General features: G+C 73.8%; 19 protein-coding genes and 1 pseudogene. 10 read left to right on the forward strand and 10 right to left on the reverse strand.

The features are described from left to right. Positions 1 to 58 precede the first annotated feature (58 nt). A complete protein-coding gene (locus IE326_RS09745; RefSeq protein ID WP_190041302.1) occupies positions 59 to 1054 on the reverse strand; it encodes a WD40 repeat domain-containing protein in 996 nt (331 codons plus the stop codon). 146 nt (positions 1055 to 1200) lie between these two features. On the opposite strand from IE326_RS09745, the gene IE326_RS09750 reads away from it, so the two are divergent. Both IE326_RS09750 and IE326_RS09755 read left to right on the forward strand, forming a co-directional pair. Further along, complete coding sequence (locus tag IE326_RS09750; protein WP_190041303.1) at positions 1201 to 2046, forward strand: alpha/beta fold hydrolase; 846 nt, start codon at positions 1201 to 1203, stop codon at positions 2044 to 2046. Positions 2047 to 2125: 79 nt separating this feature from the next. After that, a complete protein-coding gene (locus IE326_RS09755; RefSeq protein ID WP_190041304.1) occupies positions 2126 to 2809 on the forward strand; it encodes a GDSL-type esterase/lipase family protein in 684 nt (227 codons plus the stop codon). A gap of 52 nt (positions 2810 to 2861) precedes the next feature. Here IE326_RS09755 and IE326_RS09760 read toward each other — a convergent pair whose 3' ends face one another. Then, the gene (locus IE326_RS09760) at positions 2862 to 3314 is read right to left on the reverse strand and encodes a carboxymuconolactone decarboxylase family protein (protein ID WP_229915268.1); all 453 of its coding nucleotides are present in this window, start codon (positions 3312 to 3314) and stop codon (positions 2862 to 2864) included. A gap of 33 nt (positions 3315 to 3347) precedes the next feature. Here IE326_RS09760 and IE326_RS09765 point away from each other — a divergent pair, with 33 nt between their 5' ends. Beyond that, positions 3348 to 3890, forward strand: a complete 543-nt coding sequence (locus tag IE326_RS09765; protein WP_229915269.1) for a MarR family winged helix-turn-helix transcriptional regulator — start codon at positions 3348 to 3350, stop codon at positions 3888 to 3890. Positions 3891 to 3986: 96 nt separating this feature from the next. On the opposite strand, the gene IE326_RS09770 is transcribed toward IE326_RS09765, so the two are convergent. Next, the gene (locus IE326_RS09770) at positions 3987 to 4976 is read right to left on the reverse strand and encodes an aldo/keto reductase (RefSeq protein ID WP_150230404.1); all 990 of its coding nucleotides are present in this window, start codon (positions 4974 to 4976) and stop codon (positions 3987 to 3989) included. A 155-nt stretch (positions 4977 to 5131) separates the two neighbouring features. Next, positions 5132 to 5661, reverse strand: a pseudogene (locus tag IE326_RS09775) (2'-5' RNA ligase family protein). A gap of 34 nt (positions 5662 to 5695) precedes the next feature. Between IE326_RS09775 and IE326_RS09780 the strand changes: the two are divergent. Then, positions 5696 to 6208 carry a GNAT family N-acetyltransferase gene (locus IE326_RS09780; RefSeq protein ID WP_190041306.1) on the forward strand — a complete coding sequence of 171 codons (513 nt, stop codon included), beginning with the start codon at positions 5696 to 5698 and terminating at the stop codon, positions 6206 to 6208. A 19-nt stretch (positions 6209 to 6227) separates the two neighbouring features. On the opposite strand, the gene IE326_RS09785 is transcribed toward IE326_RS09780, so the two are convergent. The 3 genes from IE326_RS09785 to IE326_RS09795 all read right to left on the reverse strand — a co-directional run bounded on the left by IE326_RS09785 (position 6228) and on the right by IE326_RS09795 (position 8764). Then, positions 6228 to 6731, reverse strand: coding sequence for a lamin tail domain-containing protein (locus IE326_RS09785; RefSeq protein ID WP_229915270.1), 504 nt, complete (start codon positions 6729 to 6731; stop codon positions 6228 to 6230). A gap of 207 nt (positions 6732 to 6938) precedes the next feature. Next, on the reverse strand, positions 6939 to 8294 hold the full coding sequence (locus IE326_RS09790; protein ID WP_150230395.1) for an MFS transporter: 1356 nt from the start codon (positions 8292 to 8294) through the stop codon (positions 6939 to 6941). A gap of 26 nt (positions 8295 to 8320) precedes the next feature. After that, complete coding sequence (locus IE326_RS09795; RefSeq protein ID WP_030749604.1) at positions 8321 to 8764, reverse strand: MarR family winged helix-turn-helix transcriptional regulator; 444 nt, start codon at positions 8762 to 8764, stop codon at positions 8321 to 8323. Between the two features lie 199 nt (positions 8765 to 8963). Here IE326_RS09795 and IE326_RS09800 point away from each other — a divergent pair, with 199 nt between their 5' ends. Further along, entirely contained in the window at positions 8964 to 9203 is a 240-nt protein-coding gene (locus tag IE326_RS09800; RefSeq protein WP_150230393.1) for a hypothetical protein, read from the forward strand. Here IE326_RS09800 and IE326_RS09805 read toward each other — a convergent pair. After that, positions 9173 to 10624, reverse strand: coding sequence for an NCS2 family permease (locus IE326_RS09805; protein WP_150230391.1), 1452 nt, complete (start codon positions 10622 to 10624; stop codon positions 9173 to 9175). The genes IE326_RS09800 and IE326_RS09805 overlap by 31 nt on opposite strands. Before the next feature lie 156 nt (positions 10625 to 10780). On the opposite strand from IE326_RS09805, the gene IE326_RS09810 reads away from it, so the two are divergent. From IE326_RS09810 to IE326_RS09820, 3 genes are all read left to right on the forward strand, one after another. Continuing rightward, entirely contained in the window at positions 10781 to 11047 is a 267-nt protein-coding gene (locus tag IE326_RS09810) for a DUF2530 domain-containing protein (protein ID WP_190041307.1), read from the forward strand. Between the two features lie 241 nt (positions 11048 to 11288). Continuing rightward, positions 11289 to 13742, forward strand: coding sequence for an HAD-IC family P-type ATPase (locus IE326_RS09815; protein ID WP_190041308.1), 2454 nt, complete (start codon positions 11289 to 11291; stop codon positions 13740 to 13742). 159 nt (positions 13743 to 13901) lie between these two features. After that, a complete protein-coding gene (locus IE326_RS09820; protein WP_190041309.1) occupies positions 13902 to 14123 on the forward strand; it encodes a hypothetical protein in 222 nt (73 codons plus the stop codon). A gap of 25 nt (positions 14124 to 14148) precedes the next feature. Here the strand turns inward: IE326_RS09820 and IE326_RS09825 are convergent, their stop codons facing one another. Next, positions 14149 to 17268 (reverse strand): sacsin N-terminal ATP-binding-like domain-containing protein, encoded by a 3120-nt coding sequence (locus IE326_RS09825; protein WP_190041310.1) that lies wholly within the window; start codon positions 17266 to 17268, stop codon positions 14149 to 14151. Between the two features lie 395 nt (positions 17269 to 17663). Continuing rightward, positions 17664 to 18590: a DUF3027 domain-containing protein gene (locus tag IE326_RS09830; protein ID WP_190041311.1), complete on the reverse strand. Its 927-nt coding sequence runs from the start codon at positions 18588 to 18590 to the stop codon at positions 17664 to 17666. Between the two features lie 626 nt (positions 18591 to 19216). Here IE326_RS09830 and IE326_RS09835 point away from each other — a divergent pair. Continuing rightward, a complete protein-coding gene (locus IE326_RS09835; protein ID WP_150230379.1) occupies positions 19217 to 20590 on the forward strand; it encodes an MFS transporter in 1374 nt (457 codons plus the stop codon). A 124-nt stretch (positions 20591 to 20714) separates the two neighbouring features. After that, entirely contained in the window at positions 20715 to 21194 is a 480-nt protein-coding gene (locus IE326_RS09840) for a hypothetical protein (protein WP_030749628.1), read from the forward strand. Position 21195 lies beyond the last annotated feature (1 nt).

A 21195-nucleotide genomic window follows, 5' to 3' on the forward strand; every position in this document is an offset into this window, starting at 1 on the left:
GGGGGCACGGGGACGGACAGTGCCCCTTCGGCCAACCCCCCGGGAATATGACGATCGGTCAGTCACCGCGCCGCAGAAGCCTCTTGATGCCGAGGACGAGGACGATGCCGCCCGCGAGGACGAGGAAGCCGGTGGTGGCGCTGCCGCCCTGGGGGCCGGTGGCGGCGGGGGACTCGCCCGCGCCGGAGGGCCTGGGCGCGCCCGGGGTGTCGCCGGAGGCCGCCGGGGCGTCGGGGCGGTCCACGCGGACGACGCCGCTGTTCGCGCCCTCGCTGCCGAACATGAACGCCGAACCGTCGCGGGTGTACGTCACCGACTCCGCCTGCCCCTGGAGCGGGGCGCCCGCGGAGACGCCGTCGCCGTCGATGCGGCCGTCCTTCCAGACGTACTCGCGGGCGCTGAAGTAACTGCGCAGGACCAGCCGTTCGCCGTCCGGGGAGAAGGCGCCGTCCGTCACCCACGGGACCTCGCCGATCGGGCGGAAGGTGTTCGTGCCGGAGGAGGAGAGCTTCTCCGGGCCCGCGTAGAGGGAGCCGCCGCCCTCCCGCTTGCTGGCGATGTACACGCGGCCCGTCTTCGGGTGCACCATCAGGGCCTCGGCGTTGCGGGGCCCGTCCGCGTACTTCACGACGTACTGCTTCGCCCGGACCGTCTGGTCCTTCAGCGCCTTCGGCTCCGGGAAGCGGTAGATCCAGACGTGGTCCCAGGACCCGTCCAGGTTGTCCCCGATGTCGCCGACGTAGATGTCGCCGTCCGGGCCGACCGCGATCGCCTCCATGTCCCGGGGCGTGCCCACCCCCTCCATCGTGAGCGTCGCGACGGTCTCCCCCGTCCGGGAGTCGACGCCGTAGATCAGCGGCTTGTCCTGGTCGTTGTGCGTCCAGTACACCCCCGGGTGCGCGGCGCTCGCCGCGAGCCCGCTGGACTCCGTGATCCGCGGATCCGCGATCGTGAAGTCCCCGTCCGCGGGGCGTTCCCCGGCGTGGGCCGGTGCCACGGGCAGGACGAGGGCCGCGGCGGCCACGGCGATGACGGCACGGATTCCGGTACGCATGCCCCCAGCCTGCCACGGAGCAGGAGCCCGCGCGGGCCCGCCGTACCCGTCGTCCCCGTGCCCGCCCGTTCCGCCCCGGCGGAACGACCGCCCACGACGGAACGGCGGTGGTTGTCCGCCGGGAGCGGGGGTGACAGGGTGCGGGGATGATCACGTTCAGGGCGGACGACGGGACTCTGCTGGCGCGGTACGGCGGCGGGGGCGAGGGGGTGCCGCTGGTGTGCGTGGCCGGGGGGCCGTTCCAGGACTCTCGGTACCTCGGCGGGCTCGGGGGGCTGGACGGGCGGCGGGAGGTCGTGCGGTTCGACCTGCGCGGGAGCGGCGCCTCGGCGGTGCCGGAGGACCGGCCGGGGTCGTACCGGTGCGACCGGCTCGTCGCGGACGTGGAGGCGCTGCGGCGGGACCTGGGCGTGGAGCGCCTCGACCTGCTGGGGCACTCCGCCGGGGCGAACCTCGCGGCGCTGTACACGGCCCGGCACCCGGAGCGGGTCCGGCGGCTGGTGCTGGTGACGCCGGGCGTCGCGGCGGTGGGGATCGACACGGCGCCGGAGGAGCGGCTGGCGGCGGCACGCCTGCGGGCGGGCGAGCCGTGGTTCGCGGAGGCGTACGCGGCGCTGGAGGAGGTGACGGCGGGCCGGGGCGGTCCGGAGTCGTTCGGCCGGGTCGCGCCCTTCTTCCACGGCACGTGGGACGGGGCGGCGCGCGAGCGGCACGCGGCCTCGCAGCGGGAGCGCAACGGCGAGGCGGCCGCCGCGTACGCCGCCGAGGGCGCCTTCGATCCGGCGGCGACCCGGGCCGCGCTCGCCGCCTTCCCCGGCCGGGTCCTGGTCGTCGCCGGGGAGGGCGACGCGAACACCCCGCCCCCGTCGGCCGCCGCGTACGCGGACCTGTTCCCGCGCGGCGGGCTCGCGGTGCTGCCCGGCGGCGGGCACTTCCCGTGGCACGACGACGCGGAGTGGTTCGCGGGGACGGTCGGCGCCTTCCTGGAGTGAGGCCCGGCGGGTGTCCGCGGGTCCCCCGGTGGCCCGGATCACGTCGTCCGGCGGGGAGGGCGTCCGGGATGATGGGGGCATGCGTTTTCTGTTCGTCGGCGACAGCATGACCATCGGACGCGCCGGCGACTGGACCTGGCGGTACCGGATGTGGCGGCACCTGGAGGCGGTGCTGCCCGGCGGGTACGCGATCGTGGGGCCCCGGGACGGGCTGTACGTCGCCGAGGGCGAGGCGGCCGACCCGCAGGCGTACGCCGATCCGGGGTTCCCGGCGGCGGCGCGGCGGCACCTCGCGGGCTGGGGCGAGGGGTGGCTGCACATGGCGCCGGTCGTGGGCGACGCCGTCGCGGCGGGGCGGGCCGACGTGCTGCTGGTGTCGCTCGGCCTCATCGACCTGGGCTTCTACACGAACAGCGACCAGACGGAGGAGAACGTCCGGGCGTTCCTCGCGGCGGCCCGCGCGGCGAACCCGCGGGTGCGGGTCGTGCTCCTGCCGGTGATCCCGAACGTCCGCGCCTCGTACGACGCCGCCTTCGCCGCCGAGTGCGCCCGCTTCAACGAGCTGCTGGCGAAGGCGGTGGCCGACCTGGACTCGCCGGCCTCGCCGCTGCTCCTCGCGACCGTCCCGGAGGCGTACGACCTGCGGACGGACACGTACGACGGCACGCATCCGGGTCCGAGCGGCGAGCACCGGCTGGCCGCCGCCTTCGCGGACGCGATGCACCAGGCGTGGGGGCTGGGCGGCCCCTACCGGGAGCGGTAGCGGCCGCCGAGCCGGACGGCGAGGAAGACCACCACCGGGCCGGTCAGGCGGGTCAGGCCGTGCGGATGAGGCGGTTGGCGAAGGTGGAGAGGGTGTAGGCGCCGATGCCGAGGACGACCTCCAGGGCGTTCTGCCGGGTGTACCCGGCGGCTTCGAAGGCGGCCAGTTCGGCGTCCGTCACCGCACCCGAGGAGGCGAGGACCTGGAGGGTGAACCTCCGCACCGCGTCGAGGCGTTCGGGCGAGGGCGCGGGGCCGAGGGCGGCGCACTTCGCCTCGTGGACGTCGACGCAGAGGTGGCACTGGTTGCGGGAGGCGACGGTGAGGATCACGGTCTCGCGGGAGTGCGGGTCGAGGGTGGTGGACTCGAAGGCCCTGGAGATCGCGAGGAAGGCGTCGAGGACGTGGGGGGCCTGCGCCCTGAGGGCGGCGGCGCCGGCGGCGATGCGGGCGGCAGGATCGGCGGTGGCGGTGGCGATGGCGGTGGCGGTGGCGGTGGACGGCATGGTGGTTCCCCCGGGATGCATAGGATGGACAACATGGTTGACCATGTCGCTGGAGAAAAAGTAAACCAGGTTGTCGATTCGGGCAAGGGGGTTCCCCCGGCGCCCCTTCCCGACGCCCCCGGTCACGAGCTGCCCCTGCTGCTCTTCGGCGGCTTCCGCACCCTCATCGACCGGCTGCACGAGCGGCTCGCCGCCGAGGGGCACCCCGACGTGCGGCCCGCCCACGGCTTCGTCATGCAGGCGATCGGCCTGCGGGGCGCCACCGCCAGCGAGATCGGGCGCCGCCTCGGCGTCTCCAAGCAGGCCGCGGGCAAGACCGTCGACCGGCTGGTCGCCCTCGGATACGCGGAACGCGCCGACGATCCCGCCGACGCGCGCCGCAAACTCGTCCGCCTCACCCCCCGCGGCCTCGACGCGCTGGCCCGCTCCGCCGCCGGCTTCGACGCGCTGCGGGCCGAGTGGTGCGCCGCCCTCGGCGCCGACCGCGTCCGCGCCCTGGAGGCGGACCTGCGGAAGGTCGTCCCCGAGGAGACGGCGTTCCGCCTCGACGCCGGCAGCTGGCTCGGCGGCGCGTGACCGTACGGACGCGGCCCGTACGGGACGTCCGTACGGGCCGCGCGGGGAAGTCCGCACGAGAAGTCCGTACGGGCCGCGCGGGAGAGGCCCGGGCGACTACCAGGCGAAGGCCTCCGGGGAGGGGCCCGGGCCGGGGAAGATCGCGTCCAGCTCGGCCAGGAGCTCGTCCGGGAGGTCCAGCTCCAGCGCGCGCAGGGCGCCCGCGAGCTGCTCCGGGGTGCGCGGGCCGACGATCGGGCCCGTCACGCCGGGGCGGGTGAGGAGCCAGGCGAGACCGACCTCACCGGGGGCGAGGCCGTGCTTGTCGAGCAGGTCCTCGTACGCCTGGAACCGCGCGCGCTTCGCCGGGTCCGCCAGCGTCTCCGCCGCGCGGCCCTCGGTGCGGCGCCTGCCCTCGGTCTCCTTCTTGAGGACGCCGCCGAGCAGGCCGCCGTGCAGCGGCGACCAGGGGATGACCCCGAGGCCGTACTCCTGCGCGGCGGGGATGACCTCCATCTCGGCTCGGCGCTCGAAGAGGTTGTAGAGGCACTGCTCGCTGACCAGGCCGACCATGCCGCGCCGGGCGGCGGCCTCGTTGGCCTGGGCGATCTTGTAGCCGGGGAAGTTGGACGAGCCGGCGTAGAGGATCTTGCCCTGCCGGATCAGGACGTCGATCGCCTGCCAGACCTCGTCGAAGGGGGTCGAGCGGTCGACGTGGTGGAACTGGTAGAGGTCGATGTAGTCGGTGCCGAGGCGCTTGAGGCTGGCGTCCACCGCGCGGCGGATGTTCAGCGCGGAGATCTTGTCGTGGTTCGGCCACGCCTCGCCGTCGGGCCCCATGTTCCCGTACACCTTGGTGGCGAGGACGGTCCTGTCGCGGCGGCCGTCGCCCTTCGCGAACCAGGAGCCGATGATCTCCTCGGTGCGGCCCTTGTTCTCACCCCAACCATAGACATTGGCCGTGTCGAAGAAGTTCAGACCGGCGTCGAGCGCCGCGTCCATGATGTCGTGGCTGGTGGCCTCGTCGGTCTGCGGGCCGAAGTTCATCGTGCCGAGGACGAGGCGGCTGACCTTGAGTCCGGTGCGTCCGAGCTGCGTGTACTCCATGGGAGACAAGCCAACTGCTTCGAGTCGACTCGAAGCAAGGGGAATGTGCGGGGGTACTACTGCCCGACCACCGACGCCACCGCGATGATCGCGAACATCAGTACGAGCACGCCGGCCATGATCTGGTTACGAGTCTTCGGATCCACCCTCCGAGGTTAACCCGTGGGCCCTCCCGCCCCCTCCCCCCGCCCCTCCAGCGGCCACGCCTCCAGCGTCTCGTACCGCGGCTGCTCGCCCCGCACGCCGCCCACCGGCAGGTTCGAGCGGACCAGGGCCAGCTCCCCGACCCGCCAGCGGGCGCCCTCGAAGGGGGCGAGGGCGTCGAGGAAGGGGTCCAGGGGGACGCCCTCGCCGCGGGCGCGGGCGAGGGTGAGGTGGGCCCGGTAGCGGCGGTGCTCCTCCATCGGGATCCCGGCCCGGCGGGCCGCGGCGTCGGCGCGCTCGGCGAGCAGCCGCAGGACGTCCAGGTCCCCGGCGGCGCCGGTCCACAGGGCGCGGCGGCCGAAGTGCCCGCCGCCGTGCAGCCGGAGCGCGAAGGGCGGGGTGCGGCGGGCGGCGCGGGCCAGCCGGGGCGGGAGGTCCAGCGCAGGGCGCCGGCGCCGGGCAGGGCGTGCAGGGCGTCGACGACCCCGCCGAGCTCGGCGGCCACCGCGGCGGGCGGCAGGACGGCGGCGAAAAGCCTCATGCCCGCCAGTGTGGCAGTCGCTAGCCTCGGCCGGATGGAGAACGTGATCACCATCAGGGAGGGCGGGGCGGCCGATCTGCCGGCCGTCCTCGGGATACTCGACAGTGCCGTGGTGTGGCTCAACGGCAAGGGGATCGCCGACCAGTGGGGCACCGAGCCCTTCACCGGCAACCCGGAGCGGGTGGCGCACGTCGGGCGGGTGATGGGCGAGGGCAGCCCGTGGATCGCGGAGGTGGACGGCGTCCCGGCCGGCACCCTCACGCTGACCCCGCACCCCGGGGCGTACGTGCCGCCGGCCGGCGAGCCGGAGCGGTACGTGCGCTACCTGGCCACCGGCGGGCGGTTCCACGGCCTCGGGGTCGGGGCGGCGCTGCTCGCCCGCGCGGTGGAGGAGACCCGCCGCGCGGGCGTCCCGCTGCTCCGCGTGGACTGCTTCGCGGGCAGCGGGGGGCGGCTCGTGGAGTACTACGAGCGGCGGGGCTTCACCCGCACCGATCCGTTCACCGTCGGCGACTGGCCGGGACAGGTCCTGGAGATGCGGATGTGAGCCGGGGGCCGGCCTCCGGTCAGTGGAAGGCGATGTAGCCGTTGCCGTCGCGGTCGTTCGCGCTCTTGGTGTAGGAGTGCGTGTCCGCGGCGGCGCCGCCGGGCTTGATCAGCTTGATCGTGTCCTTGTCGTTGTTCCAGATGAAGTTGCAGTTGTTGCGGTAGGCCACGTTGCCCGAGTCGGACTCGGTGCCCCGGCCGCCGCGCAGCTTCACGTAGTCGCCCGGCTCCAGGTAGTGGTTGGCGCGGAAGGTGTAGCTGTTGCCGACCGCGTCCTTGACCACGTAGCCCTTGAGGTTCACCCGGCCGGTGCGGGCGTAGTTCTTGATCGTGACGAACTCGGCCTTGGTGTTGCCGGTGGTGCAGCTGTTGTTGTCGCGGCCCGGGGCGTCGTACTGCACGCCGGTGATCTTCAGGGCCGAGGAGTACTCGGCGGCCTGGGCCGGGGTGGCGACGAGGGCGCCGGTCAGGGCGCCGGCGGCGAGGGCCGCGGCTATGACGGGACGGACGGAACGGGTGCGCAAGGGAACCCCCCAGGTGGTGCCTGTGATTGACGGCTCAACATACACAGGATCCCCACAAGTCGGTGCCGGATCGTCCGGATCCGGACAGGAACGGGACATCCGCCCGACGACGACGGAGGGGCGGGCGGGAGTCCGTGACTCCCGCCCGCCCCTCGGGTCCGCTCCGGACCGGGCCGCCGCGGCCGTCCGCTCCCGGTGCGGTCCGGATCAGGCCGCCGTGGCCAGCCGCTCCGGCGCGGCGCGCGGCACGAACCGTACGCTCGGGTGGCCGCCGCGCCAGCCCATGGCCACCCGCAGGTTGCCGATCCGGGCCAGGACGAGGCCGATGACGGCCGCCGCCGCGAGCGAGACCAGGCCGCCGGTGGCGAAGCCGACGCGGGGCCCGTACGTGTCGGTGACCCAGCCCAGCAGCGGTGCGCCGATCGGCGTGCCGCCCGCGAAGACCATCATGTAGAGGCTCATCACGCGGCCCCGCATGGCGGGGTCCGTCGCCATCTGGACGGCCGAGTTCGCGGTGATGTTCACCGTGAGGCCGATCATGCCGATCGGGACCAGCAGCAGCGCGAAGAGCCAGAACGACGGCGAGAGCGCCGCCGCGATCTCCAGGGCGCCGAAGACGCCCGCGGCGATCACCAGCATCCGCAGCCGGGTCGAGCCGCGCCGGGCCGCGAGCAGGGCGCCCGCGAGGGAGCCGGCCGCCATCAGGGTGTTGAGGAAGCCGTAGGTGCCGGCGCCGACGTGGAAGACCTCCTCGGAGAAGGCCGTCAGCCAGATCGGGAAGTTGAAGCCGAAGGTGCCGACGAAGCCGACCAGGACGATCGGCCAGATCAGATCCGGCCGGCCCGCCACGTACCGCAGGCCCTCCCGGAGCTGGCCCTTGCCGCGCGGGGCACGCTCCACCCGGTGGAGCTCGCCCGTCCGCATCAGCCACAGGGCGGCCAGCGGGGCGAGGAAGGAGAGGCCGTTGATGAGGAAGGCCCAGCCGCTGCCGACCCCGGCGATCAGCACGCCGGCGACGGCGGGGCCGACGAGCCGGGCGGACTGGAAGTTGGCCGAGTTCAGCGAGACCGCGTTGCGGAGCTGGTCGGGGCCGACCATCTCGGAGACGAAGGACTGCCGGGCCGGGTTGTCGACGACCGTCACCATGCCGAGGAGGAAGGCGATCAGGTAGACGTGCCAGACCTGCACCTGTCCGGAGAGGGTGAGCGCGGCGAGCGCGAGCCCGCACAGGCCGAGTGCGGCCTGGCTGACGAGCAGCAGGCGCCGCTTGGGGTAGCGGTCGGCGATCACTCCGCCGTAGAGGCCGAAGAGGAGCATCGGCAGGAACTGGAGGGCCGTGGTGATGCCGACGGCGGCGGCCGAGCCGGTGAGGCTCAGGACCAGCCAGTCCTGGGTGATCCGGGCCATCCACGTACCGGTGTTGGAGACGATCGCCCCGGTGAAGAACAGCCGGTAGTTCCGGATCGAGAGCGAGGAGAAGGTTCCCTTGGGGGACCCTCCGCCCCGACGGGTCGAGGTGGGTTTGTGGACGGGGGCGGAGTCTGCTCCGGGTCCCGTGCTCAAAGTGCGTCGCCTCCTTGGCGCTCGGTTCACAGATGGGCGAGCTTCTCCAGGACCGGGGCGGCCGCGCGCAGTACCGCCCACTCGTCCTCGTCCAGGCCCTCGGCGAGCGAGGCCAGCCAGGCGTTCCGCTTGCGGCGGGCGTCCTCCAGCATGGTCTCGGCCCGCTCGGTCTGGCTGACCACCTTCTGCCGGCGGTCGTCGGGATGAGGCTCCAGCCTGACCAGTCCCTTGGCTTCGAGCAGGGCGACGATGCGGGTCATCGACGGCGGCTGTACGTGCTCCTTGCGGGCCAGCTCACCGGGGGTGGCGGAGCCGCAGAGGGCCAGGGTGCCGAGCACCGACATCTCGGTCGGGCTCAGCGACTCGTCGACGCGCTGGTGCTTGAGGCGCCGGCTCAGCCGCATGACGGACGAGCGGATCGCGTTCACGGCCGCGGCGTCGTCGGCGGTGCCGTGGGACAGGTCAGGCATGTAGTTAGCCTAACTCATTACTCTCCCTAAAGACCAACCGGGAGATCACGTGTCGCGCACATCACGCACCCGATTGCCCGTTTTGGGGGATGCGTCATACCGCTCCAGGTCACGGGAGGGTATCCATGTATCACCCAAATGAGTGAGCTGGATCCGGAAAGTGACGCAAACAAGCATCGACAGCCCCGACCCTGAGCGCATGGGATCGACAGTGCTCAGCCTGCGCATCGACAGTGAGCTGCTCGACCGGCTCAAGAGTCACGCCGCGAAAAGAGGAATGAGCGTCCAGGACTATGTCGTCCGGACGCTCATTCGAGAAGACTTCGACGAGCGGTTCAAGACCGCCGTCGAGGAGACGGAGAAGTTCTACGGGACGGCGCCGGACCCCTCCGGCACCGTCCCCGGCGATCAGGTCAGGCCCAGCGCCGGCATCGCGTAGTAGAAGACGAAGATCGCCGACACCACGTACATGGCCACCGGGACCTCACGGCCCCGGCCGGCGGCGAGCCGCAGCACGCTGAAGCTGATGAAGCCGATGCCGATGCCGTTCGTGATCGAGTACGTGAACGGCATCATCGTCATGGCCAGGAACGCCGGCACCGCGATGGTGAAGTCGCTCCAGTCGATCTCCTTGATCGACCCGGCCAGGATCAGGAAGCCCACCGCGAGCAGCGCGGGGGTCGCCGCCTGCGACGGCACCATGGTCGCGAGCGGCGTGAGGAACAGCGCCACCGAGAACAGACCGCCCGTGACGACCGAGGCGAGACCCGTACGGGCGCCCTCGCCGACGCCCGCCGTGGACTCCACGAAGCAGGTGGTGGCCGACGAAGAGGTCGCGCCGCCGGAGGCGACGGCGAGGCCGTCGACGAGCAGGACCTTGTTGATGCCCGGGAAGTTGCCGTCCTTGTCCGTCAGCTTGGCCTCGTCGCCGACGCCCAGGATCGTGCCCATGGCGTCGAAGAAGCAGGACAGCAGGACGGTGAAGACGAAGAGGACGCCGGTGAGGACGCCGACCTTCTCGAAGCCGCCGAAGAGGCTGAAGCTGCCGAAGAGGCCGAAGTCCGGGGAGGCCACCGGATTGCCGGGCCACTCCGGGGTGGTCAGGCCCCAGGACGGGATGTCGGCCACCGCGTTGATCACCATCGCCACGATCGTCATGACGACGATCGAGATGAGGATCGCGCCCGGCACCTTGCGGATGATCAGGGCGAGGGTCAGCAGCGTGCCCAGGATGAAGACGAGCACCGGCCAGCCGTTGAGGTGGCCGTCCGCGCCGAGCTGGAGCGGGACCGTGGTGTGCGCGGCGTCGGGGATGCGGGAGACGAAGCCCGAGTCCACGAGGCCGATCAGCATGATGAAGAGGCCGATGCCGATCGCGATGCCCTTGCGCAGGCCGGTCGGGACGGCGTTCATGACGCGCTCGCGCAGACCGGTCGCCACCAGCAGCATCACGACGATGCCCGCGAGGACGACCATGCCCATGGCGTCCGGCCAGGACATCTTGGGCGCGAGCTGGAGGGCGACGACCGTGTTGACGCCCAGGCCGGCGGCGAGGGCGATCGGGACGTTGCCGATGACGCCCATGAGGAGCGTCGAGAAGGCCGCCGTCAGGACGGTGGCGGTGACGAGCTGGCCGCCGTCGAGCTGGTGCCCGTACATGTCCTTGGCGCTGCCGAGGATGATCGGGTTCAGCACGATGATGTAGGCCATCGCGAAGAAGGTGGCGAAACCGCCCCGGACCTCGCGGGCGACGGTGGAACCGCGCTCGGAGATCTTGAAGTAGCGGTCGAGGGCCGAGGTGGGTTCCTGCGGAACCCCCGGCTCGGGGGCGGGGGCCTTGGCGGCGGCCGTGGTGCTCATGGAAGTGGGTTCCTCTTCGGAAAGGTCCAGAAGTCCTTTTGGCGGTTCATACGAAGGAAACCCGCCATAGGCAAACCGTTTCAGTATGAACACATGAACGAGGACGAGTCCATCTCCGCGCGTAGACACGAAAAGCGGCCACCTAGACTGAGCCGCATGGCGAAGTGGACACCCCAGCACGAGGCACCCGCACCCCTGGAGGGGCCGGTCGTCGGCACCATCACCGGCGGCACGATCATCTGGTTCGTCCTCTTCCTCGTGCAGCTCCCCTTCTACGGCTGGTTCGCCGACCGCGACCTCACCTCCTGGGTGTGGACCTGCCTCGCCGGCGGCGGCCTCGGCCTCCTGGGCATCTGGTACGTGCGCAAGCGCGACGCGGCCATCAAGCGGCACGAAGCGGCACGGGCGGCGGACGAGGCGTAGCGGGGGCCCTTCCCCGTAGCGGCGGGGGCCCTCCCCGTGGGGACGGGACCTCCCCCCGTGGCGAGCGGGACCTTCCCCTGTGGCGAGCAGGACCTTTCCCGTACCCGGACGGGCCCGTACCCCGCCTCGTAGCCCCGGAGGACCCGTCCCTGGCACCAGGGGAGGATTCCGGTCCTCCCCCGGTCGGATCTTCGCCTTCCTCGGCAGGTGAACGGCCGAATCCGGTCGTACCGTCGAAAACATGGATCAGCGGGCGAAGATCGACACGGACGGCGACGGACCCCCGGGCACCCCGGGGAGCCAGAGGAGCCCGGGGGCAGCCGCGGAGGCGGGGACCGAGCCGCGCGTCGTCCACCGGCCCGCCGGCCTGACCTCCGCCGAGGTCGCCGAGCGCGTCGCCCGCGGCGAGGTCAACGACGTCCCCGTCCGCAGCTCCCGCTCCGCCGCCGACATCGTCCGGGCGAACGTCTTCACCCGCTTCAATGCGATCATCGGCGTCCTGTGGGTGATCATGCTGGTCGTCGCCCCGATCCAGGACAGCCTCTTCGGCTTCGTGATCGTCGCCAACACCGGCATCGGCATCATCCAGGAGCTCCGCTCCAAGAAGACCCTCGACGGCCTCGCCGTCATCGGCGAGGCGAAACCCACCGTCCGCCGCGACGGACGCGCCGCCGAGCTCTCCACCTCCGAGATCGTCCTCGGCGACCTCATCGAGCTCGGCCCCGGCGACAAGGTCGTCGTCGACGGCGTCGTCGCCGAGGCCGACGCCATGGAGATCGACGAGTCCCTCCTCACCGGCGAGGCCGACCCCGTCGTCAAACGCCCCGGCGACCCCGTCATGTCCGGCTCCTTCGTCGTCGCCGGCGGCGGCGCCTTCACCGCCACCAAGGTCGGCCGGGAGGCCTACGCCGCCCAGCTCGCCGAAGAGGCGTCCCGCTTCACCCTCGTCCACTCCGAGCTGCGCAGCGGCATCTCCACCATCCTCAAGTACGTCACCTGGATGATGGTCCCCACCGCGATCGGCCTGGTCATCAGCCAGCTCGTCGTCCAGGACAACGACCTCAAGGGCTCCATCGCCCGCACCGTCGGCGGCATCGTCCCGATGATCCCCGAGGGCCTCGTCCTCCTCACCTCCGTCGCCTTCGCCGTCGGCGTCATCCGGCTCGGCCGCAAGCAGTGCCTCGTCCAGGAGCTCCCCGCCATCGAGGGCCTCGCCCGCGTCGACGTCGTCTGCCTCGACAAGACCGGCACCCTCACCGAGGGCGGCATGGACGTCACCGGGCTCCACGTCCTCGGCGGCGCCGACGAGGCGTACGTACGGAAGGTGCTCGGCGCCCTCGGCGAGTCCGACCCCCGGCCCAACGCCTCCCTCCAGGCCGTCGTCGCCGCCTACCCCGACGCCGAGGAGTGGCGCTGCACCGAGTCCCTGCCCTTCTCCTCCGCCCGCAAGTACAGCGGCGCCGCGTTCAGCGAGGGCGACGGCGAGGAGTCGACCTGGCTGCTCGGCGCCCCCGACGTCCTCCTCCCGCCCGGCGACCCGGCCCTCGCCGACGTCGACCACCTCAACGAACAGGGCCTGCGGGTCCTCCTCCTCGCCCGCGCCGTCCACGAGCTCGACTCCCCCGACGTCGCGAAGGACGCCCGCGCCACCGCCCTCGTCGTCCTCGAACAGCGGCTGCGACCCGACGCCGCCGACACCCTCGCCTACTTCGCCGACCAGGACGTCGCCGCCAAGGTCATCTCCGGCGACAACGCCGTCTCCGTCGGCGCCGTCGCCGGAAAGCTCGGCCTGCCCGGCGCCTCGAACACCGTCGACGCCCGCACCCTCCCCGCCGACCGGGAGGAGATGGCGGAGGTCCTCGACCACAACGCCGTCTTCGGCCGGGTCACCCCCCAGCAGAAGCGGGACATGGTCGCCGCCCTCCAGTCCCACGGGCACACCGTCGCCATGACCGGCGACGGCGTCAACGACGTCCTCGCCCTCAAGGACGCCGACATCGGCGTCTCCATGGGCTCCGGCTCCGAGGCGACCAGGGCCGTCGCCCAGATCGTCCTCCTGGACAACTCCTTCGCCACCCTCCCGTCCGTGGTCGCCGAGGGCCGCCGCGTCATCGGCAACATCACCCGCGTGGCGACCCTCTTCCTCACGAAGACGGTCTACTCGGTCCTGCTGGCGATCCTGGTGGTGGTCAGCCGGATCGAGTACCCCTTCCTCCCGAGGCACCTCACGCTGCTCTCCACCCTGACCATCGGCGTCCCCGCCTTCTTCCTCGCCCTCGCCCCCAACAAGGAACGCGCCAGACCGAACTTCGTCCGGCGGGTCATGCGGTACGCGATCCCCGGCGGCGTCGTCGCCGCGACCGCCACCTTCACCACGTACCTCCTCGCCCGGCACCACTACACCGGCGCGGACGCCCTCGGCGCCGAGACCAGCGCCGCCACCCTCACCCTGTTCCTCGTCTCCATGTGGGTCCTCGCGATCATCGCCCGCCCCTACACCCTCGGCCGCGTCGTCCTCGTCGCCGCCATGGGCGGTGCCTTCCTCCTCGTCCTCGCCGTCCCCTGGCTCCAGGACTTCTTCGCCCTCAGGCTCGTCGGCACCACCATGCCCTGGACGGCCGTCGCCGTCGCCGCCGCCGGCGCGGCGGTCCTGGAAGCCGCCTGGCGCTGGGTGGACCGCCGCTTCCCCGCGTGAGAGGGAAGGGGGACGAGGGACCCGGAGGAAGGACCGGCTTCCCGGCGGGAGGGACGCCCCGCGCGGTCCCGCCGCCCCTCGTCCCGGGCGACACCGTCGTCGTCCCCCTCGCCGACGGCCGGGTCCGCGCCTTCGCCACCCCCCGGATAGCCTCCCCGTATGACCGCCACCGCCCCCTCCCGGTTCCTGCGCCTCGTCCTGCGCGCGGACGCCTTCGCCGTCTCCAGGACCGGGACCATGACGCTGATCCCGGTCCTGACCGTGCTGGTCGGCACCGACACCGCCGGGGGCTGCACGGCCGCGGGTGTCCTCTTCACCGCCGTCGTGGCGGCCGGGGTGGCGGCCCGCCGCCACGAGCGGGCCGCCCGGCCCCGGAGCTGAGGCTCCGGGGCCGGGCGGCCGGGTCCTAGTCGAACCAGCGGTCGCGGGCCAGTTCGGTGGTGCGCGTGGGGTCCTCCAGGAGGGCGGCCACCTCGAAGCGGCGGGGCCACTGGCGGGTGGCCCAGGCGAGGGCGGCGGCGACGCCTTCCAGGGTGGCGGCGTGGAGGGTGCCGTCGGGGGTGCGGCGCCAGTCGAGTTCGGTGCCGCCCGCGCGGAGCTCCTCGTGTTCGAGGTACGTCGCGGGGGTGGAGGGGCCGAGGAGGGCGTGGACGGCGGCGGGGACCTCGTGCTCCTCGCCCTCCGTGGTGACCTCCGCGTCGATCGCCTCGCTCAGACGGCGGACCTGGAGGAGTTCCGCCAGGTCGGCGGCCCGGGACGGGGAGACCGGGAGGAGGGGGACGCCCGCGGTGAGCGGGAGGAGGTCGGGCGCGTCGGCGACCAGCGCGTCCGCCGCGTCGACGACGACCGGTTCGCCGTCGACGACCGCCCGCAGCTCGTCGGGCAGGGTGACCTGCTCGGGGTCGAGGTCGGCGAGCGCCGTGTACAGGGCGTGCAGCTGCGCGCCGGTGACCTCGCGGTCCGGGTCGGCGAGGCGCGCGAGGAGCTCCGCCGCGCCGCCCGGCTCGTCGAGGAGCGCGGCGACGGAGGTGCGGACGCCGAGCGCGCGCAGGACCTGCTCGTCGTCGAAGCCGGTCGCGTCGACGGAGTCGTACAGGCCGGCGAGGAGCGGGTCGGTGCCCGCCGCCCGCAGGCCCGCGGGGCGGCGCCCGGCGAGGACCGGGTGGTCGCGCAGCCACCAGGCCGTGTACGAGCGGACGTTCTCCGTCGTGCCGTCCGGGAGGAGGACCCGTACGGGCTGGGTGAGGGCGTCCCGCAGCGGCGGCCGCGCCAGCAGGGCCAGCGCCTGCGGCCAGGCGTCGTCGTCGACCAGGTCCAGGTCCCGTACGGCGACGATCTCGGTCGCCACCGGCGGCACCACGGCCTCCGGCAGCCGGTCCAGGACGTCCTCGCACCACACGTCGACCGCGTCGAGGAGGCCCGCGTCGTCCGGCTCCGGGTAGTCGCCCTCGCGGGGCTCCAGGTCGTCGGGGTCGAGGACCAGGTCGGTGGCGCGGACCAGCGCGAAGTTCGCGAGGACGCCGCAGGCCGCGAGCGGGGCCTCGCCCCAGCGTTCGGCCAGCTCGGCGTCCACGAAGGGCAGTTCGTCCTCGCGGACGATCGCGGCGAACGGCGAGCCGGGCAGCAGGAGTTCACCGGCCGGCGCGAGTTCGCCGTCCTCGTCGGGCAGGGCGAGCGCGCCCAGCCACGGCTCGTCGCCCGGGGCGAGGTCCGCGTCCCGGACCAACCCGAGGACGGTCTCGGCGAGTTCGTCCGCGTCGAGCGCGTCCTCGTCCCAGACCTCCCCCGCGTCCAGCGAGGCCGCGACCGCCGCCCGCACCTGAGGAGTCGTCAGGACCGCGCGAGGGGTGGCCGGGAGGGCCCCCAGCTTCTCCAGGAGCGGGTGCGCGGCCTCCGGGTGCGCCACCTTCAGGCCCAGCCGGGCCAGTTCGGCCGGCGTACCCTCCTGCGGCAGCAGCACCTGCCGGGGGCCGATCGCCGTACGGCCCGAGTCCAGCGGCACCGGCAGGCCGGTGAGCCGGTCCGGGTCGACGCCGGCGAGGGAGTCGTACAGCCGCCGCCACCAGCCCGGCGCCCGCTCCACGCCCGCGAGCCGGTCCACCGCCTCCGTCAGCGGCACCCGGCCCACGCCGAGCGTCCGCAGCTCCGGGCGGCGCTCCAGGCCCGCCGGGAGGAGCGTCGGGAACACCTCGGCGAGCACGGCGACCGTCTCCGCGCCCGCGCCCTCCACGACCTCCGCCTCGATCGGGCGGAGCGCCGGAACGTCCTCCGACGCCACCGCCGGGGGGAGGAACGCGACCCGCGGCAGCAGGTCGAGGACCGCCTCGCGCAGCGCCCCGTCGAGCGGTCCCTTGCCGAGCGGGCCCGGCACGAGGTCGAGCGCGCCGGTCGTCACCGGCCGCCAGTCGGCGAGGAGTTCGGCGTACGCCTCGGCCGCCCGCCGCACCAGGAAGTCCGTCAGCGGCCCCGGCGCCGGGTGGCGGCGGGCCGTGTCCAGCGGCAGCGAGGCGATGAGCAGCGCGGGCAGGCCGAGCGGCTCGTCGGTGGGGGTCGGCGCGTGCACCACGGGGGCGGTGCGGGGGTGGCGGGGGGCGCCGTCGCCGTCCACCGGCACGGCCCAGGTGACCGACCAGTGCGGGCGCAGCCGCTCCTCGACCGGGCGGTCCCTGAGGAGGTCCGCGTCGAGCGCGCCGGTGCGGGTGACGGTCCGCCAGCGGTGCGGGCCGTCGTCGGCGGCGGAGTCCTCGATCCGGACGTACCCCTCGTCCTCGGACCGGGTGAGGGTACGGGTGCCGTCCGCCGTCTCCACGACGACCTCGGCCAGGCCCGGGAGGGTCAGCAGCAGCGCGTCGTCCACGGACCCCAGCAGCCGCTCCGCGAGGGCCTGCGCGGCGGCGTCCCGCAGCGGCAGGACGACGACGGTGTCGTACCCGTCGGGCGCGGTGCCCTCGGCGGGCAGCGGCAGCCGGAGGAGGGGTACGTGGCCGTCCCTGCGGCGCAGTTCGTCGCCGAGGCCCGGCGCGTGGCGGGCCACGTCGGCGGCCAGTCCGCGGGCCTCCGCGAGGGACCAGCGGACGCCGCCGTGCCGGCCCAGGACCGCCGGCTCGTCCGAGACGGCGAGGACCGCGGCGAAACCGACGCCGAAGCGGCCCACGGCCGTCGTCGCGTCCCGCTCGGTCCGCTTCGCCGACGCGCGGAGCGTGGACAGCGACTCGACGCCGGTCGCGTCGAGCGGGGCGCCCGTGTTCGCGGCGGCCAGCACCGCGGGGCTGTCCGCGTCGGCCGGGTGCAGGGTGAGCCGGAGCCGGCCCGTCACGCCCGCGCGGGCGGCGGCGTCGGCGGCGTTCTGCGCGAGCTCCACGACGAGCCGGTCCCGGTAGCCGCCGAGCGCCAGGTCCTCCTCGGCGTTCGCGTCCTCCCGGAAGCGGGCCGGCGAGGCGGTCCAGGCGTCCAGGACGCCTCTGCGGAGCCGGGCGGTGCCGAAGGGGTCGCTTCCGTCGGTCGTCGTCCGGACGGTGACGCTCACGTCGTTACTCCACTCTGATGGGCCGCACCTTCGGTACCGCGACGAAGGTACCGCGCCCTGCCACCGCGCCCCCGCCACGGCTGGCCGAATCCCCCCGGGCCCGCGCGGGCTGCGCCCGCGTCCCCGTCGCACCTGCGGGCTGCGCCCGGCGGCCCTGTGGGCAGGCGTCCCGCAGGGCGGGACGGGTGGGCACGGGGACGGCGCCCTCTGCCGCGCCCAGGCTTACGCGCCTGGACCCGCACCCCGTGCACGAGGCACTTGGGGTGCGGGTCCAGGCCCGGAAGCGGAGGCACCCGCGAGGGGTGCCGTTCCGTCGTGCCCACCCGTTCCGCCCCGGCGCAACGACTGCCCACGACGGAACGGCGGCGCCCGCAACGAAACGGCGGCGGCGTGGGTCAGGAGTGGCCCAGGTCCTCCGAGGTGGTGTCGGGGGTGGGGACGGAGCCGGAGTCGGCGGGGGGGCGGAGGGGGAAGGGGTCGACGGCGGTGGAGTCGAGGACGGGTTCCGCGAGGGCCGGCGGGGCCGGCATGACGGCGGCTTCCGAGTGGCCGCCGCAGCCGTACGCGAGGGAGACCACGCGGCCGTCCGCCGGGGACAGTTCGTTGGCGCAGAGGCCGAAGGACTGGCGCAGGGAGCCGGCCAGCGGGACCAGGAAGGCGCAGGACTGGCAGGTGGCGGGCGCCGCCTGGGCCATGGGGGTGCGGGGGCCGAAGGACTCGTCCCAGCGGTCGGCCGCGAGCCGGAGGCCGTACCGGGAGAGGACCCGGGCGCGGCCCATGCCGAGCTCGTCGGCGACGGCCGCGATCGCGCCGCGGGTCGGCGCCCGGTCGGTGATCTCCGCGTCCTCGGCGTCGAGGTGGTCGGCCAGTTCGGGGGAGAGCACGGAGTTCGGCGGCGGGGCGTCCTCGCCGGTGTAGCCGGGCTCCAGACGCGGGTCGTCCTCGGCGGTCGGCAGGAGGTCGCCGGGGCCGAGGTCGCCGGGCCGCAGCCGCTCGCTCCACGGCACCCATTCGGGTGCGAGGAGGGCGTCGGCGCCGGGCAGCAGGACGGTTTCGTCGAGGGTGACGTTCTTCGCCCGGGAGGCACGGGTGACCGTCACGGCCCAGCGCCAGCCGCGGTAGCCGGGCTCCTTGCACTCGAAGAAGTGCGTGACGACCCGGTCACCCTCCGCGAGGACGCCGGAGTGCTCGCCGACGACGCCCGGCGCGGCCGCCTCTTCGGCGGCCTCCCGGGCGAGGTCTACGGCCTCGGCGCAGAGGCGGTCGGGGGCCGGGGTACGCGTGGCTCGCGGGGTACGGTCTCGCGTCGTCGCAGCACTCACAGGTCTCGCTTCTCTCCTACGCCGTCTCACGGGTGCGCCGGCCGAGGAACGGGAGCGAGGCTCCGGGAGCGGGGCGGGCGGAGCGGACCTGGGGGCCGCATCGACGTCCGCACCCGACCGGTCTCACACGTCTCGGGCGCACCTATTCGTCATCCATTCTGCGGGATGCCGAAGGGGCGCGCGGCCGAGAGGAACCGCCGGTGGCGCGCTACGCACGCTACCCCGTTCGCGGGCCTGGGCCCACCTGCGCGCCCCAAGTGACCCGGATCGGGCCCCGGCCGGCCCCGGAACCACGCGGTTCCCCGCCCGTGCTTTTTCCTTGCCGCCCGGGGCTTTCCCGCCGCTCCTCCCCCGTTTTCCCCGCTTCCGACGGAGTCTTCGCCCTGAGTCCCCGTCCGGGGCCCCCTCCGAAGTCCGCCCCGGCTCACGCCCCGCCTCACGACCCGGATTCCGCCCCGGATCCCGCCCCTGATCCGGAGGGGGCTCCGGACCTCCTCCGGCGCTTCTCCACCGTTTCCCGTGCTCCCGGCGGTTCCGCCCGCCTTCCGGCGTGTCCCGGGCGGTCCGACACCCCCGGGGGCGGCGGGCTCGGTTCGGGCGGGGGGCCGGTGGGGCACTATGAGGTGGTGGCAGCCGCGCGGTCAGGTCCATCCCCCGACCGGCCCGGGCCGCTCCGCCGAGCGGGCCGGGCGGTGGGGCGTGTCCTGCACCTGCCGTTCACGGGGACCGCGAAGGGGATCCGGCGGGCGACGCACGCCCACGGGGCGGGCGAGTCGGGGCTCGGGAAGCTGATCGAGCTGCACGCGGTGAACGGCGCCGGGGACGTGATGATCACGGTGGCGCTCGCGTCGACCGTGTTCTTCTCGGTGCCGACCGACGAGGCCCGCGGCCGGGTGGCGCTCTACCTGGCCATCACCATGGCCCCGTTCACGCTCCTCGCGCCCGTCATCGGGCCCCTGCTGGACCGGCTGCCGCACGGGCGGCGGGCGGCGATGGCGGCGGCGATGCTGGCCCGGGCGGTCCTGGCGGTGCTGATGTCGGGCGCGGTCGCGACGGGCGGGATCGAGCTGTATCCGGCGGCGCTCGGGGTGCTGGTGACGTCGAAGGCGTACGGGGTGGTGCGCAGCGCCGTGGTGCCCCGGCTGCTGCCGCCGGGCTTCTCGCTGGTGAAGGCGAACTCGCGGGTGACGCTCGCGGGGCTGCTCGCGACGGGCATCGCCGCCCCGGTGGGGGCGGGGCTCCAGCTGGTCGGGCCGCGCTGGCCGCTGTTCGGGGCGTGCGCGCTGTTCCTGCTCGGGACGTACTGGGCAGTGCGGATGCCGCCCAAGGTGGACTCGGCGAAGGGCGAGCGGCGGGCGCACCTGCTGACGCACGGGGAGCGGAAGCCGAGCCTGCGGACGGTGGGCCCGGCGGTGCTGCACGGGCTCCAGGCGAACGCGGCGCAGCGGATGCTCTCCGGCTTCCTGATCTTCTTCCTGGCGTTCCTGCTGCGCGAGCATCCGCTGTCGGGGCAGTCGGCGGCGGTGTCGCTGGGGATCGTCGGGGTCGCGGCGGGAGTGGGGAACGCGTGCGGGACGGCGGCGGGGTCGCTGCTGCGGGACCGGGGGCACCGGCCCGAGGTGATCATCGCCACCATGATCTCGACGGTCCTCGCCGCCGCCGTCTGCGCGGCCGTCTTCTTCGGCGGGGTGATGGTCGCGGTCCTCGGCGCGGTCGCCGGGCTGACGCAGGCCCTGTCGAAGCTGTCGCTGGACGCGCTGATCCAGCGGGACGTGCCGGAGGCCGTGCGGACCTCCGCCTTCGCCCGCTCCGAGACGGCGCTCCAGATGGCCTGGGTGGTGGGCGGCGCCCTCGGGATCGCGATGCCGCTGAACGGGACGGTGGGGATGGCCGTGGCGGCCGGCTTCCTGGCGATCGGCGCCCTCCTCGCCGTACGGGGCCTGCTGTCGTCGCGCGGGCCCGGCGCCTCCGACCGCCCGCAGCGCGCGAAGGTCGCCTGAGCGGTCCCCGTACGGAAGCCGCACGGGAGCCGCGGAGGGGCCGTACGGGCGCACGGGGTGGCGGGTGCGCGCCGCGCCGTACCCCCGCGTGGCAGCGGCGCGGCGGCCCGATAGCCTTCGGCTCATGACCGTTGCGTTCTTCTCCGGCTCGCGCCGCCGGGCCGCCGTCGCCCTCGGGGCCGTCTCCGCCGGGCTCCTCGTCCTCTCCGCCTGCGATAAGCCGACCCCGATCGCGACCCTCACGGTCGGGACCGAATCGGTCAACTCCGAGGCCGCCTGCTACAACGACGGCGACCCCATCAAGGAGTCCGACGTCCAGAAGTGCCTGAACAAGAAGGCCGAGAAGTCGATCACCGTCGCCATGGACGACAAGATCCGCTTCGGCGTGGACCCGTCGGTCGCCGACAACGGCTGGACCATCTTCCTGGGCGGCCAGCAGGCCGAGCAGGAGCCGTACAAGAAGACGTACCGGACCATTCCGGCCAGCGCCTTCTTCTCCAGCCAGACCGGCGAGGTCCCGGACGAGACCCAGGTGACGATCGTCGAGAACACCGGGAAGACGCTCACCGGCATCTGGCACTTCAAGCTGAAGAAGGAATCCTGAT

It is taken from the genome of Streptomyces filamentosus, assembly GCF_014654895.1.
Classification (GTDB): domain Bacteria; phylum Actinomycetota; class Actinomycetes; order Streptomycetales; family Streptomycetaceae; genus Streptomyces; species Streptomyces filamentosus.

Bases quoted from the DNA above. Each gene is read 5' to 3' on its own strand.
- IE326_RS09745 (WP_190041302.1), bottom strand. From the start codon at position 1,054: ATGCGTACCGGAATCCGTGCCGTCATCGCCGTGGCCGCCGCGGCCCTC.
- IE326_RS09750 (WP_190041303.1), top strand. From the start codon at position 1,201: ATGATCACGTTCAGGGCGGACGACGGGACTCTGCTGGCGCGGTACGGC.
- IE326_RS09755 (WP_190041304.1), top strand. From the start codon at position 2,126: ATGCGTTTTCTGTTCGTCGGCGACAGCATGACCATCGGACGCGCCGGC.
- IE326_RS09760 (WP_229915268.1), bottom strand. From the start codon at position 3,314: ATGCCGTCCACCGCCACCGCCACCGCCATCGCCACCGCCACCGCCGAT.
- IE326_RS09765 (WP_229915269.1), top strand. From the start codon at position 3,348: ATGGTTGACCATGTCGCTGGAGAAAAAGTAAACCAGGTTGTCGATTCG.
- IE326_RS09770 (WP_150230404.1), bottom strand. From the start codon at position 4,976: ATGGAGTACACGCAGCTCGGACGCACCGGACTCAAGGTCAGCCGCCTC.
- IE326_RS09780 (WP_190041306.1), top strand. From the start codon at position 5,696: ATGGAGAACGTGATCACCATCAGGGAGGGCGGGGCGGCCGATCTGCCG.
- IE326_RS09795 (WP_030749604.1), bottom strand. From the start codon at position 8,764: ATGCCTGACCTGTCCCACGGCACCGCCGACGACGCCGCGGCCGTGAAC.
- IE326_RS09800 (WP_150230393.1), top strand. From the start codon at position 8,964: ATGGGATCGACAGTGCTCAGCCTGCGCATCGACAGTGAGCTGCTCGAC.
- IE326_RS09805 (WP_150230391.1), bottom strand. From the start codon at position 10,624: ATGAGCACCACGGCCGCCGCCAAGGCCCCCGCCCCCGAGCCGGGGGTT.
- IE326_RS09810 (WP_190041307.1), top strand. From the start codon at position 10,781: ATGGCGAAGTGGACACCCCAGCACGAGGCACCCGCACCCCTGGAGGGG.
- IE326_RS09815 (WP_190041308.1), top strand. From the start codon at position 11,289: ATGGATCAGCGGGCGAAGATCGACACGGACGGCGACGGACCCCCGGGC.
- IE326_RS09820 (WP_190041309.1), top strand. From the start codon at position 13,902: ATGACCGCCACCGCCCCCTCCCGGTTCCTGCGCCTCGTCCTGCGCGCG.
- IE326_RS09840 (WP_030749628.1), top strand. From the start codon at position 20,715: ATGACCGTTGCGTTCTTCTCCGGCTCGCGCCGCCGGGCCGCCGTCGCC.